Here is a 14,554-nt window from a genome sequence, read left to right as displayed (position 1 = left end):
GATTAAATTGGATACGTATTTGGAATATAGAGCAATGCAGTTTAAACAACGCTATTCAAATTAAACTATATTCTTATTCAAACATTTCGCCCTTGGTGTGGGCAAATTCTTGCAGACTTAGGTGCTGAAGTCATTAAAATCGAACGTCCACAGGTAGGAGATGATACCCGCATGTGGGGACTATCATGGATGCCAGACCAGCAGGGCATGCCACACGTGAATCTGGCTATTTCAGTGTGCTAATCGCAATAAATATTCGGTTTCTGTTGATATTGCCTCGGCTCAAGGTCAACAAATTATTCGGGAAATTGCCAAAACCACTGATGTAGTCATTGAAAACTATAAAGCGGGCTCACTGGCAAAATGTGGACTTGATTATGCAAATTTAAGTGCACTGAATCCCAATGTAGTCTATTGCTCGATTACCGGTTTTGGTCAGGATGGACCACATGCCTTGAATGAAAATTTCAAAGTGATTGCTTCGCCAATCAAACTTTCAGATACACCGGTAGAATATCGCAATGCACCACCACAGTTGGGTGAATATACTCAACAGATTCTGTCACATTTTAAAGCGGCAGATGAGCTGCATGCCTTAAAATTGCAAGGCATTATTGATGGAGAGGTGGCTTAAGTAGAATTTTTGTGATGCATATTGATTTTGCCTCTGTTGGACCGGAATGTTAAAGCATTCGGTCCTTTTTTCTGCCAGGAAAAATGACATCCATTTTATGCATCATGGTGTTTGTGAAATTATCCAATGCAAGAAAGCGATAGCTACAAGGTGCTTGGTCAGATGCAGTGCTAAGCGTTATCATAATCAGCATAAGATCATTGGATTGCATTATGAAAATTGTCGCAGATGAAAATCTGGCATTTACTGAATATTTCTTTGCCGATTTTGGAGAAATTCAGCAGGCTGCAGGACGAACCTTAACCCATGCGGATGTGAAAGATGCAGAAGCGTTACTGGTGCGTTCTGTCACCCAAGTCAATGCCGAGCTGGTTCAGGACACAAAATTAAAATTTGTCGGCAGTGCGACCATTGGCACCGATCATCTGGATATAGCTGCTTTAGAACAATGCAATATTGCCTGGTCGAATGCCGCAGGCTGTAATGCGCAGGCCGTTGCGGAATATGTGATTACCGCTTTACTGCATTTAAAACCTGAACTGATCGATGCCAATGACAGCTTTACTTTGGGCATTATCGGTCTGGGCAATGTCGGTTCACGTCTGGCTGTTATGGCCAAACTTCTGGGCTGGAAGGTGATTGGTCATGATCCCTTCGTACAGCGTGAACAAATTGAGCAAGTAGATTTAAATACCCTATTAAAAACAGCCGATGCGATTTCCACCCATGTGCCTTTAACCAAAACAGGTAATCATCCAACTTACCATCTCATCAATGCTGAAGCTTTAGCACAGATGAAGCCTGCAGCGATTTTAATTAATTCGGCACGTGGTCCTGTAGTAGAAGAAGCTGCTTTAATTGCCGATATTCAACGAACCCAGCGTGCAGTAGTTCTCGATGTATTTGAACATGAACCTGAAATATCAGAACAGCTGTTAAATTTAATTCGTTTGGTCACACCGCATATTGCCGGGTATAGCTTGGAAGGAAAGGCACGTGGTACACAAATGATCTACGATGCATTCTGCAGTACCTTTCATTACCCAGCGACAAAGCAATTTGAAACGCAATTGCCTGTCTGTGAACCCTATTTTAAAGAGCGTGATTTAAAGGCTGTGTTAAAGCAATATTTAACCCAAATCTATGATATTGCCCGTGATGATGCAAACTTAAGGGCCTGCCTGAAAGATGGCAAGGTTGAGCAAAAAGCCTTTGATTATTTGCGTAAAACTTATCCCTTACGCCGTGAATGGGCAGCACATGGAGGGCCGAAGGCATGAGTCAGTCTATTGCTTATCAGCCGACTTGTGACTTAAAGGCCATGCAGGCACGTGCCAAAATGTATGCGCAAATCCGTCAGTTCTTTGCTGAACGGAATGTACTGGAAGTTGAAACACCAGTCTTATCGCAGGCCGGAGTGACCGATGTACATCTGGCCTCTATACAGGCACAGCGTCATTTACAAGGCAAATTACACACCCACTATTTGCAAACCTCGCCCGAATTTGCCATGAAGCGGCTGCTGGCCAGTGGTAGTGGTCCGATCTATCAAATCTGCAAAGTTTTTCGTGATGATGAGCATGGGCGTAAACACAATAGCGAGTTCACTATGCTGGAGTGGTACCGTCCCGGGTTTAGCCTGAAAGATTTGATGTTTGAAGTAACCGATTTGCTCAATGTGACTTTAAAAAAGCGCTTTGGTGAAATTCGTCCCACCATTTTAAGTTATAAGCATGCCTTTATGGATCGTCTGAATATCAATCCATTGCAAGCCAGTTTAAAAGAGCTGAAAGACTGTTGTAACCGGGTTGGACTCAATCTGGATTTGGGTGATGACCGCCTGGGTTATATCGATTTGCTTTTTTCGCACTTTGTCGAACCGAGCCTGGGTTTTGACACGCCAGTATTTTTAACCGATTTCCCCGCTGAACTGGCCTCCTTGGCCAAAACCCGAATCGATGAGGATGGGGAACTGGTGGCTGCCCGCTTCGAGCTGTATATTGAAGGTCTGGAATTGGCCAATGCTTATGATGAATTGATTGATGCCGATGTACTGAGTTCCCGTTTTGAAGCAGATAATGCCGAACGTGCAAAACTGGGCTTACATGTCATGCCGATTGATGAATATCTGCTTGCTGCATTGCCGCACATGACAGAGTGTTCCGGTGTTGCTTTAGGCATTGACCGTTTATTGATGGTCGCTACAGAGCAAATGAAGCTTGAAAAAGTCATTACTTTTCCAGCGGATATTTCCTGATTTAAGTCATTTAAATAATTGTTGACCTCCTGCAAATCCCCCTAACCCCCTTTATGAAAGGGGGATCCATTTGTGTGCAAAGATAGAATTATGGGGATTGATATGGATACAAAAATGCGCCATCAGGTTTGTTAGTGAAGGATAGTTTGATTTAAGTAAGCTGTGGATATACGAGTGTGGCAGGGATGCCACACGTTACCCATCATAACAAGGAGGTTATGTATGGGTAACAAAGGCTTTTGCTTACTTTTGGCCTCTCAAAAGTAAGACATCGCCTATACAAATGCCTTTTGATTTTATTGAAAATTTGCGGCAGTGAAAGCTTCTAACTTAAATAAGATGATTTGAATTAACTATTTTCTCAAAAAATAGTCTTTAATCAAATTATGGGACAACAATATCCTTAGATGCTTTTTTTATACTTACACCACTACTGCAACTTGCTGAGCTTTCAGTTCTGCAATGGCTTGAATGCGACGCTCAATCAACATCTCACCAATTTCTTGACCTTTTACATCGGCAGGTAAGTCTTGCGCTTTAATATTGCGGACCACTTCCATTGCCTTAAGTATATAAGTGGCCTGAGGATAGTCACGATCTTCCAGACCTAAACGGCCACGGGAGTCGCATTCACAAGCCTGTATAAACGCCTCCACTCGTTCAGGGCGACGCAACACATCCAGACGTTGCAGTAAACGCCATAAAGTGCCCGGTTTCAGGCTTAAGGCCTGATGGCATTTTAAATGTTCTTTACAGACTGCAATGGCCAGCTGTTTGGTATTGGTTGGGACTTTCAGACGGTCACAGAGTTCAGTCACCGGTTTGACCCCGCGTTCTTCGTGCATGATATGGCGCGGTAATTCATCTGCTGGTGTCAAGGCCTTGCCCAAGTCGTGAACCAGCACTGCGAAGCGGACATCTAAAGAATAGTCGGCTTTACAGGCCTGTTGTAATGACATCATGGTATGAATGCCACTGTCAATTTCCGGATGATATTCAGGGCGCTGTGGAATACCGTATAAAGCATCCAGCTCCGGGAACAGGACTTTTAACGCACCACAGGTACGTAAAACGGTAAAATATTCATCGGCATGATCTTCCATCAGCGCACGGGAAGTTTCTTTCCAGACACGTTCCTGAATTAGCGCATTGAGTTCACCTGATTCCACCAATTGTTTCATTAAGGTGAGGGTTTCTTCTGCCACGCTAAAGCCTAAACTTTTATAACGTGCAGCAAAGCGCGCAATGCGCAGAACACGTAGCGGATCTTCGACAAAGGCATCGGATACATGGCGTAAAATGCGTTGTTCCAAGTCCTGCTGACCCGCATAAGGATCATAAATATTGCCTTCATTGTCCATGGCCATGGCATTGATGGTCAGGTCACGACGAATCAGATCATCTTCAAGACTAACGCTCGGATCGGTATAAAATTCAAAGCCATGATAGCCACGACCTGATTTACGTTCAGTGCGTGCCAGTGCATATTCTTCTTTTGTTTCTGGATGTAAAAAAACAGGGAAATCTTTACCCACAGGCTGATAGCCCTGAGCAAGAAGTTGTTCCGGTGTTGCACCGACTACAACATAATCTTTCTCGTGATAGGGGTGCCCGAGCAAGTGATCTCGAACCGCACCGCCTACTAAATAAACTTGCATGAAAAAACCTCTATTCTTCAAGCAATCATGCTACAGAATAGAGGTTTTCTCAAGTCACAAAATGTGATCTAGCTGACTAAATCAAAGTGCTAATTTTTCATTTTCCTGAATTTCAGCAACGGTTAATGCAGTCATGTTCACCAAGCGACGTGTAGTCGTAGTTGGTGTCAGGATGTGGACAGGTTTAGATACACCTAACAGGATAGGACCAATGGTAACGTTATTCCCTGAAGTCGATTTCAACAGGTTAAACGAAATGTTGGCTGCATCCAGGTTTGGCATAATCAGCAAGTTTGCAGAACCTTTGAAACGTGAGTTCGGGAAAGCAAAGTGACGGATGTTTTCGTCAAGTGCCGCATCACCGTGCATTTCACCTTCAACTTCCAGTTCAGGCGCAGTTTCAGACAAGATGTCATACACTTTACGCATTTTTTGCGCGCTTAAGTCATCTTGGTCACTACCGAAGCTTGAGTGAGAAAGAAGTGCGATACGTGGTGTTACACCAAAACGACGTACTTCTTCAGCAGCCAAAATGGTCATTTCAGCAAGCTGTTCAGCTGTCGGGTTACGGTTAATGTATGTATCCGCGATGAACAGGTTACGGTCTTCAAGCATTAATGCATTGAGCGTAAAGAATGTGTTATGACCTTCTTTCTTACCAATGATGTTGCTTACGAAGTCCAGATGAATGTCGTAACTTGAGTAGGTACCACACAGCATACCGTCTGCAAGACCGTGTTTCACCAGCATAGATGCAATTAAGGTAGAACGGCGACGTGCTTCACGTTGCGCATACTCAGGTGTCACACCTTTACGTTGCATGATGCTGTAGTAGTCATCAGCAAACATTTCGTAATGTGGGTTCTTTTCTTGATCGATAATGGTGATGTTCACCCCATCTTCAAGACGTAAACCTAATTTCTTGATATTTGCTTCAATCACTGCAGGGCGACCAACAAGGATTGGTTTCGCCAGACCTTCATCGACTGCAATTTGTACGGCACGAAGTACACGCAGGTCTTCACCTTCAGCATAGGCAATACGCTTAGGATCAGTTTTCGCCTGGGCGAAAATTGGTTTCATCATGAATGCAGAGTTGTAAACAAACTCAGACAGACGTTGACGGTAAGCAGAGAAGTCCTGAATCGGGCGAGTGGCTACGCCAGAGTCCATCGCTGCCTGTGCAATTGCCGGGGCAATTTCAAGAATCAAACGTTGATCGAGTGGGCGAGGGATTAAGTAATCACGGCCAAATGATGCTGATTTTTCACCATACGATGCTGCGTCTGCTTCAACATGTGCCATGCGCGCAATGGCATGTACACAGGCAATCTTCATTTCTTCATTGATGGTGGTTGCGCCAACGTCAAGCGCGCCACGGAAGATATATGGGAAGCACAGTGCATTATTTACCTGGTTTGGATAGTCTGAACGACCAGTTGCCATGATCACGTCATCACGAACTTCATGTGCATGTTCAGGCAGAATTTCTGGATCCGGGTTTGCCAAGGCAAAGATAATCGGATTTGCAGCCATGGTTTTCACCATTTCTTTGGTGAGAATACCGGCAGCTGACAAACCCAGGAACATATCAGCACCTTCAAGTACTTCACCGAGCTGAGTAGCGGTGATGTCTTGTACGTATGCTTTTTTAGATTCATCCAGACCTTCACGCTGAGTGGTTAATAGACCACGTGAATCGGCAACGATGATATTCTCTTTCTTAGCACCCAGGGCACAAAGAAGATTTAAGCAAGACAGTGCTGCTGCACCTGCGCCTGAAGCAACAATCTTGATTTCTTCAATTTTTTTGCCGTTGAATTGCAATGCATTCAGAAGAGCTGCACCCACAATAATAGAGGTACCATGCTGGTCATCGTGGAACACAGGAATGTTCATGCGTTCACGAAGTTTTTGCTCAATATAGAAACATTCTGGTGCCTTGATATCTTCAAGGTTAATCCCACCAAAAGTAGGTTCTAGCGCGGCCACGATGTCGACAATTTTGTCAGGATCGTTTTCATCAATTTCAATATCGAATACATCGACACCGGCAAATTTTTTGAACAGTACGCCTTTACCTTCCATTACCGGTTTAGATGCCAAAGGACCGATATTTCCTAAACCCAGTACTGCAGTACCATTACTCACCACTGCTACAAGGTTACCGCGTGCAGTATAAAGGGCAGCAGTTGAAGGGTCACGTTCAATCTCAAGACATGGTGCAGCAACACCTGGTGAGTAGGCAAGCGCTAAGTCACGTTGATTGACCAGTTGCTTGCTAGGCGTGACGCTGATTTTTCCTGGTGTTGGGAATTCGTGATAATACAATGCCTGTTGTTTTAAAGATTGATCTTCCATCTGTATCTCGTTTGTTACTGGAGTAATTCAGCAAAGCTGCTGGTTTTCTGCTTGGTTGCATCGAATATAACATTTGTTGCGACCTTATCACAGTCGCGTATGTGTCTTTTTCAGGCAAAGTTGGGGGGTGAAAGGTTGACTTATATCAAGAAGGTATAAGTCGATGTTGTTCCAGGTATGTGGTGGCTTCTTTTTCAGGAAGCGGCTTGGAAAAAAAGAAACCTTGAGCAATATCGCATTCCAGATCTTGCAGGTACTGTAGCTGTTGCTTGGTTTCAATACCTTCTGCAACCACCATCATTCCCATAGCTTTGCCCATGGCGATCATAGCACTGACAATCGCTTCCTGCTTATTTTTTCCGATTTTGGATATAAAACTGCGATCTATTTTAAGTATATCAATCGGGAAATCGGCAAGATAAGACAGGGAAGAGTAGCCTGTGCCAAAATCATCTAGCGAGATATGAATTTTACGTTTTTTAATTTCATTCAACAGGTTTTTCACCGTGACTGAATTTTCCAGTAACGATGATTCGGTAATTTCAAGTTCCAGGCTGGAACCACAAATGTTATAGGTCTGGATGGCATGATCCAAATCTTCCAGCAATTGTCCGCGTTGTAATTGCTGGGCCACCACATTGACGGATATACAAATATTGTCAAACCCGATATTGTTCCAGTAGCGGATCTGTTTGGCTGTTTGTTGAATCACAATCCGGCCAATATCCGAGATCAGGCTGGTTTGTTCTGCTAGGGGAATAAACAGGTTGGGAGGAATAATGCCCTTGCTTGGATGATTCCAGCGCACCAGTGCTTCAAAACCGTAAATATTCTGATCACTGAAATTTATTTTCGGCTGATAGTAAACAATCAGCTCGTTATTATTGATGGCATGGCGCAAATCGCGTTCCAGATAAATACCTTGTTCAAGTAAAGCGCTACTGTTATTGGAGTAGAAACAGCAGGCATTGCCGCCCAGGTTTTTTGCTTCAGTCAAGGCCTGCTCAGCGCAATTATTCAGATAATCCAGCTGACGTCCATTTTCTGGATAGAATGCAACGCCCATGGACAGGGTGATAATATGGTCCTGATCGAAAATGTTAAAGGGTAAGGAAAAAGCTTTACTTATACGTTCACAATGATGTTGAATCGACGGGTAAGTAGGTGAAATTTCATACACAATGGCAAAATCATCGCCATTCAGATGCGCTACAAATAATGCTTCGGTATTGGTCAGTCGCAGTCTTTGTGCAACTTGGCGTAACAGTTCGTCACCACCACTATTACTTAAAAATTCATTTAAAGGCCTGAAACGATCGATATTTAAACGAATAACGGCCAGCTGTTTAATGGAATCTTTTTGACTAATTAAATATTGGTGTAACTGGTAGTTGTAATAAAAACGGTTCGGCAAATCGGTTAAAGGATCGTAATTTTCTAAATAAGACAACCGTTGTTCTTGCAGTTTACGTTCAGTTAAATCGGAGACAATACCGATATAGTGAGTAACACGGTTCTGCTCATCGCTAATGGCATTAATGCGCATCCAGATGGTTGCTTCTTCACCTGAAAGGAATGTTTCCTGCAGTTCACCATCAAACTCACCGATTTTTCCCAGCTGCTGAAGAATCGAGTAGTGGCTGTTTCTTTGTTGTGACTGATAATTTTCCGTAATATCAAATAAATTTTTGCCAATAATATGTCGGTGAGTAAAACCGGTGAGTTGTTCATAAAATGGATTGACGTCAATGTAGCATAGCTGATCATCGAGAATAAAAATGCCTTCAGTTGCTTGCTGAAGTACACTGGCAGCTAATTTTAAGCGTTCCTGATCGGTACGTTCTTGATGAATGTCACGACGGATACCCACCATGCGCAGGGGCTTTTTATTGACCGGATCACGAGCAATGACCCGACCAATATCATGGACCCATTTCCACTTGCCATTGCTGTTCTGAATTCGATAGCTGGCTTCATAAAGTGGTGACTGACCACGTAAATGTTGTTTCATTGCATGCTTGAACTGCTCAATATCATCCAGATGAATAATGTTTTGCAGTTGATGATGATGCAGTTTAGAGGGCTTCAGGGTTTTTTGCTGTTTTGCATCCGTCACCAGAATTTCACGATCTTTGATATTCCAGTCCCAGGGGCGCAGTCCGGCAATTTCATGCGCCAAAACCAGATTCTGTTGCTGATTTTCCAGATCGGCATTCATTTTGGCAATATCAACAGTTCGTTCTTTAACTTTTTGCTCCAGCAGCTGATTGTTTAATTGTAATTGCAGCTCTATATCTTTTGATTTATTAATTTCAGCTTGTAACTGTTTGCATAATTCATCCGTCCATAAAACCTGTTGTTTGGCATTTTCAACTAAACGGTTATTTTTTGAGTAAAGTGCAGAAATACGCTGATGAATACGCGATGTGATATTGGCGCATAATAAAATGACAATCAGTGCAAAATTAATGGTGAGATAGAATAAAGGATCTGATGTTTCTGTGCTGATAAATTGTGAAGCCAGATAAGGGAAAATAGCAGGTATAAATGCCAGACAGAAATAAGTTAAGCGCTGGGTTAAAAAGGTCAGGGCAAATGCCTGACTCACAATCAGTAATAATGCTGACAAAATTAAGGCATGAACATAACTAAAGGCAGGGTTGTATTGAGGTAAATAGTAGTAAACCAGACCCATACCTAAGGCAATACAGCTACCAATCACTAAACTTTGAATTTGTAGCCAACGATGCGCATGAGCTAAGGCAAATTGGTCGGGTTTAAAATAAACACTGATAATCAGTAAACACAGGCAACACAAGAGTTCGGTGCCTATAAACCAAAAATTCAAATAAAAAGAAGGTTTTATAAAATAAAATTGGTAAATGCCATAAACATATGCCGATACAATCACAATACTGACTATAAAGAAGCGGCTAAGTCGAATTGTATTGCTAATTTGTGCAGCATTCACATGCTGTTTAATATACTCGTCTTGAAGATCTGACATACAGGCAAAAACCTTAATTATTATTTTGCAATAAATTTACTTTCTAAATATTGATTGAGTTAAAAAAATAAACTGTATTTTAAATATACATTTGTATCTTTAATTCAAGAGTAATAATGTTGTTGCAAAAAATCAATCACATCACAAGTTATTCATCCAAATTTTGATGAACTATACAGTTAAGTTATAATTTAAAATAGATAAAGCAACAATCGGCGCCGTTTCTGTTCGTAATACACGATTGCCGATGCACCAGTTTATAAAGCCTGCTTGGTTGGATAATTGTATTTCCGCTTCACTTAGACCACCTTCAGGTCCAATTAATAGCGCAATGTCTTGTGTCGCATTTTCCAGCACATTCACTTGATCTTTATTCGGAGCAAGCACCAGTTTTGTGGTCGGTAGTTCTGTCTCTAACCAGTCTTGTAAAGATACAGGTGCTAACACTTCGGGAACTTTGTTCATGCCGCATTGCTCACAGGCAGCGATGGCAATGCCTTGCCAGTGATCTATTTTCTTTTGGTCACGATCATATTTAAGGCGCATTTCACAGCGTTCAGAAGTCAGCAACTGGATTTTGGATACGCCAAGTTCTGTGGCTTTTTGAATGGCATAATCCATGCGATCCCCTTTACTCATTACCTGTCCAAGCAAGGTACTAAAAGCTGGAGTACGGTCATCAGGATTGAAGGAATCGACAGAAACACGGGCTGATTTTTTTGCGACTTCAATAAGCATAACTTCATATTCACCACCCCGTCCATTGAACAAGGTGGCTTTTTCGCCGACTTGTGCACGTAATACTTTGACCCAGTGATGAAAAACCGTTTCAGTTAATTCAGCATTCATATCCACTGCTAAGTCAGCTTCAATATAAAAACGTGGCATTTAAGTATTACTCACAAATCAGATATAAATTAAGCTAGACCAAGATCAGTCACGAGTTGACGTGTTGGATCTGTCGTGTTCATGGTGTAGAAATGCAAGCTCGGTGCACCGCCTGCAAGCAGACGTTCACACAATTTCACCACAACTTCATGACCAAAGGCTTTGATACTTGCCGTGTCATCGCCATAAGTCGCCAATTGCTTGCGAATCCAGCGCGGGATTTCTGCACCGGTACCATCTGCGAAGCGAATCAGATTGCTGGCATTGGTAATTGGCATGATGCCCGGAGCTACTGGAATGTCCACGCCTTGTTTTTGAATACGGTCTACAAAATAGAAGTAGGCATCTGGATTAAAGAAGAATTGGGTTAAAGCGGCATTGGCACCGGCATTGGCTTTTTCGACAAAGTGTTGAATGTCTTTATCAAAGTTTTCTGCCTGTGGGTGCATTTCCGGGTAAGCGGCCACTTCAATCTGGAAGTGATCGCCTGAATGTTCACGGATAAAACGAACCAGATCCTGCGCATAAGGTAATTCACCCAGGCCAACCTGACCTGAAGGCAAGTCACCACGAAGCGCCACAATACGGTCGATGCCTTGTGATTTGTATAGATCAAGCAATTCTGCGATACGCGCTTTGTCATCACCAATACAAGACAGGTGAGGGGCAACAGGTGTGCCTTTGCCATTAAAGTCATTGATTGCAGCAAGTGTACGTTCACGAGTGGAACCACCGGCACCATAAGTCACTGAAAAGAACTCAGGATTTAACTGTTGTAATTCTTTATGAACAACACGAAGTTTTTCCGCCCCGGCATCAGTTTTGGTCGGGAAAAACTCAAAAGAAATTGGAACACGTTTGGTCATTTTTCAAATCCTTTTTATAAGTACTGTTTTAATTTTTCACCCTCTCCCTGACCTCTCCCAAAGGGAGAGGAGAATTCATTACTGAATTATGCAGGGTTTAAGCCATATTTATTCATATGATGAAATTAAACATCCATCGGAAATAAATCTGGTGCTCACCCTCTCTTGCACTTGTTTTAAAGCAGTGCTTAAAACAAGCTCAGGGAGAGGGATGGGGTGAGGGGTATTAGTATTTATAAGTCTCAGACTTGAATGGACCTTCAACTTGAACACCAAGATAATCCGCTTGTTCTTGAGTCAATTGAGTCAAGACACCACCGAAACCGGCAACCATTGCTGCAGCAACTTCTTCGTCCAGTTTCTTAGGAAGCAGTTCTACACGAATCGCAGCCTGTTTTTGCTCTTCAGGAAGATCAGCAAATTTTTCGGCGAACAAGTGCATTTGAGCCAATACCTGGTTAGCAAATGAACCGTCCATCACACGTGATGGGTGACCAGTCGCATTACCCAGATTCACTAAACGACCTTCAGAAAGAAGGATTAAATAATCGTTTTCATTTTCTGAACGATACACTTGATGTACTTGAGGTTTAACTTCAACCCATTTGTAGCCACGTAGGTAGTTGGTATCGATTTCAGTATCGAAGTGACCGATGTTACACACCACTGCACCTGCTTTTAATGTATCTAACATTGCAGCGTCACATACGTGGTAGTTACCTGTAGTCGTTACGATCAAGTCAGTGTTTTGAAGAAGATCCGCATTTACGTCTTCTTTTTTACCTGTTTGCACGCCGTTTTTGTATGGAGATACCACTTCGTAACCGTCCATGCATGCTTGCATTGCACAGATTGGATCGATTTCAGTAACACGTACGATCATACCTTCTTGACGAAGAGACTGAGCAGAACCTTTACCTACGTCACCGTAACCAATCACCAATGCACGACGACCAGACATCAACATGTCAGTACCGCGTTTGATCGCATCGTTTAGAGAATGGCGGCAACCGTATTTGTTGTCGTTTTTAGACTTGGTTACTGAGTCATTTACGTTGATTGCAGGAACTTTTAAAGTGCCGTCACGTAACATTTCATAAAGACGTTGCACACCCGTAGTGGTTTCTTCAGTCACACCATGGATTTTCGCTAACACTTCAGGATATTTTTCGTGAACAAGAGCAGTCAAGTCACCGCCATCGTCCAGAATCATGTTGGCATCCCAAGGCTTGCCATTAACATTGATTTGCTGTTCAAGACACCACATGTATTCTTCTTCAGTTTCACCTTTCCAGGCAAAAACAGGAATACCGCGTGCAGCGATTGCAGCAGCAGCGTGGTCTTGAGTAGAGAAGATGTTGCAAGAAGTCCAACGAACTTCAGCGCCCAATTCAACTAAAGTTTCAATTAAAACTGCAGTTTGAATGGTCATGTGAATACAGCCGAGAATTTTCGCGCCTGCAAGTGGTTTTGCTGCTGAGTAGCGTTTACGTAAGCCGATCAGCGCTGGCATTTCTGCTTCAGCAAGTTTGATTTCTTTACGGCCGTAGTCAGCTAGGGAAATATCGGCAACTTTATAATCTGTAAATGAAGCATTAACCGCGTTCATCACGATCTCCTTATAAAAAACAAAAATTGATCATTCAGTTCGCGGATGCCGTTGTTGGTCTGTCTAGAAAAAAGATGGACCGATCGTCGAGCCTGGCGCTTTTACATTTCGTACCTGTAAAACGTCGCAGCATCCCTCGACTAGCGAAGTATTGTACTTGGAAATTGATTTTGTTCCAATCTGAAATTGATTAATATCTGACTAATAAGAAAATTTTGAGACTAAACCATGACAGATGGCTTTGAGTATCCAATCAAAGAATGGAAGAAGATTAAAGATGATTATAAGAATGGCAGTTTAATCATTGGTAATGGGGCTAGTATTGCTTTGCACTCCAAGTTTGGTTTTAGTTCTTTAAAAGAAGAAGCCGAGAGATTGGGGCTTTTTAATGAATATATATCTAAACTTTTTTCTGAATTTGATACATGTGATTTTGAACTGATATTGAGATTAGTTTGGCATGCCAAATTAGTTAATAACTATTTGGGAATCAATGATAAAAAAATTGATTCAGCTTATGAAAATATTAAAGAGGCTCTCATTGAGATTGTTAAAGAAGTTCATTGTGAACATGCTGAAATTGCTGCTCAATTACCTCAGCTATATCAATTCACGAAACAATTTAAAACTATAGTTTCTTTAAACTATGATTTGATTCTGTATTGGGTTCTCATGTATGGGAATCGTGAGAAAGATGGTCATAAATTTAAAGATTGTTTTCAGGGCGGCGGTATCTTTAGCAGTAGTTGGAAAGATATGCGTGAACCGATATATGATCAAAAAGAAGTAACTTTAAGTTTTTATCAACATGGAAATTTATCGATTTTTAGAGATATCAATAATTCAGAAATAAAATTGCAGAGTGATGGGATCAATAATTTAATCAATGTAATTACTGAACAATGGATTGATAACAAAATACCTTTGTTTGTTGCAGAAGGAACTGGTACAAAAAAACTAGAATCAATAAAAAGTAGTCCGTATTTGAGCACTGTCTTCTATGAAGTATTGTCAGAATTAATTAATGATAATTCTAATCTAGTAATTTATGGGTGGAGCGTAGGAGAGCAAGAGGCACATTTAGTTCAGCAGATTTTTAAAAATAAAGAATCAGGAAAAGTTGCCATTTCAACATATGACAAGGATCAAGATGAATGTCATAGAGTTTATAGACTAATAAAAGGAATTGCTCCTAATATTGAAGTCGAATTTTTTGATAGCCAAAGTTCAAGTTGTTGGAATAATCCTTAATAAAGTAAATATTTATATTATTA

General features: G+C 41.8%; 9 protein-coding genes and 1 pseudogene. 4 read left to right on the top strand and 6 right to left on the bottom strand.

From position 1 onward, the window contains the following. The first annotated feature begins 69 nt into the window (after window positions 1–69). From GTU69_RS01845 to epmA, 3 genes and pseudogenes are all read left to right on the top strand, one after another. A pseudogene (locus GTU69_RS01845) lies at window positions 70–634 on the top strand (CoA transferase). A 212-nt stretch (window positions 635–846) separates the two neighbouring features. Further along, window positions 847–1,914, top strand: a complete 1,068-nt coding sequence (locus GTU69_RS01840) for a 4-phosphoerythronate dehydrogenase (protein WP_166167391.1) — start codon at window positions 847–849, stop codon at window positions 1,912–1,914. Continuing rightward, window positions 1,911–2,891, top strand: coding sequence for an EF-P lysine aminoacylase EpmA (epmA, locus tag GTU69_RS01835; protein ID WP_166167388.1), 981 nt, complete (start codon window positions 1,911–1,913; stop codon window positions 2,889–2,891). The genes GTU69_RS01840 and epmA overlap by 4 nt, the downstream gene beginning before the upstream one ends. A gap of 422 nt (window positions 2,892–3,313) precedes the next feature. Here the strand turns inward: epmA and GTU69_RS01830 are convergent, their stop codons facing one another. From GTU69_RS01830 to ahcY, 6 genes are all read right to left on the bottom strand, one after another. Beyond that, window positions 3,314–4,549, bottom strand: coding sequence for a multifunctional CCA addition/repair protein (locus GTU69_RS01830; RefSeq protein ID WP_166167385.1), 1,236 nt, complete (start codon window positions 4,547–4,549; stop codon window positions 3,314–3,316). 81 nt (window positions 4,550–4,630) lie between these two features. Further along, window positions 4,631–6,910 (bottom strand): NADP-dependent malic enzyme, encoded by a 2,280-nt coding sequence (locus GTU69_RS01825; protein WP_086196232.1) that lies wholly within the window; start codon window positions 6,908–6,910, stop codon window positions 4,631–4,633. 145 nt (window positions 6,911–7,055) lie between these two features. Beyond that, complete coding sequence (locus tag GTU69_RS01820) at window positions 7,056–9,917, bottom strand: EAL domain-containing protein (protein WP_166167382.1); 2,862 nt, start codon at window positions 9,915–9,917, stop codon at window positions 7,056–7,058. Between the two features lie 171 nt (window positions 9,918–10,088). Continuing rightward, complete coding sequence (locus GTU69_RS01815; protein ID WP_166167379.1) at window positions 10,089–10,805, bottom strand: 16S rRNA (uracil(1498)-N(3))-methyltransferase; 717 nt, start codon at window positions 10,803–10,805, stop codon at window positions 10,089–10,091. A gap of 29 nt (window positions 10,806–10,834) precedes the next feature. Continuing rightward, entirely contained in the window at window positions 10,835–11,671 is an 837-nt protein-coding gene (gene metF, locus GTU69_RS01810; protein ID WP_166167376.1) for a methylenetetrahydrofolate reductase [NAD(P)H], read from the bottom strand. A gap of 226 nt (window positions 11,672–11,897) precedes the next feature. Next, window positions 11,898–13,280 carry an adenosylhomocysteinase gene (gene ahcY / locus GTU69_RS01805; RefSeq protein ID WP_166167372.1) on the bottom strand — a complete coding sequence of 461 codons (1,383 nt, stop codon included), beginning with the start codon at window positions 13,278–13,280 and terminating at the stop codon, window positions 11,898–11,900. Between the two features lie 228 nt (window positions 13,281–13,508). Between ahcY and GTU69_RS01800 the strand changes: the two genes are divergently transcribed. Continuing rightward, a complete protein-coding gene (locus GTU69_RS01800) occupies window positions 13,509–14,531 on the top strand; it encodes a DUF4917 family protein (RefSeq protein ID WP_240921569.1) in 1,023 nt (340 codons plus the stop codon). The last annotated feature ends 23 nt before the right edge of the window (window positions 14,532–14,554 follow it).

It is taken from the genome of Acinetobacter sp. SA01, from assembly GCF_011319235.1.
Lineage (GTDB): Bacteria > Pseudomonadota > Gammaproteobacteria > Pseudomonadales > Moraxellaceae > Acinetobacter.
The sequence above is the reverse complement of the archived record's forward strand: the minus strand, read 5'-3'. Positions and strand labels throughout refer to the sequence as shown.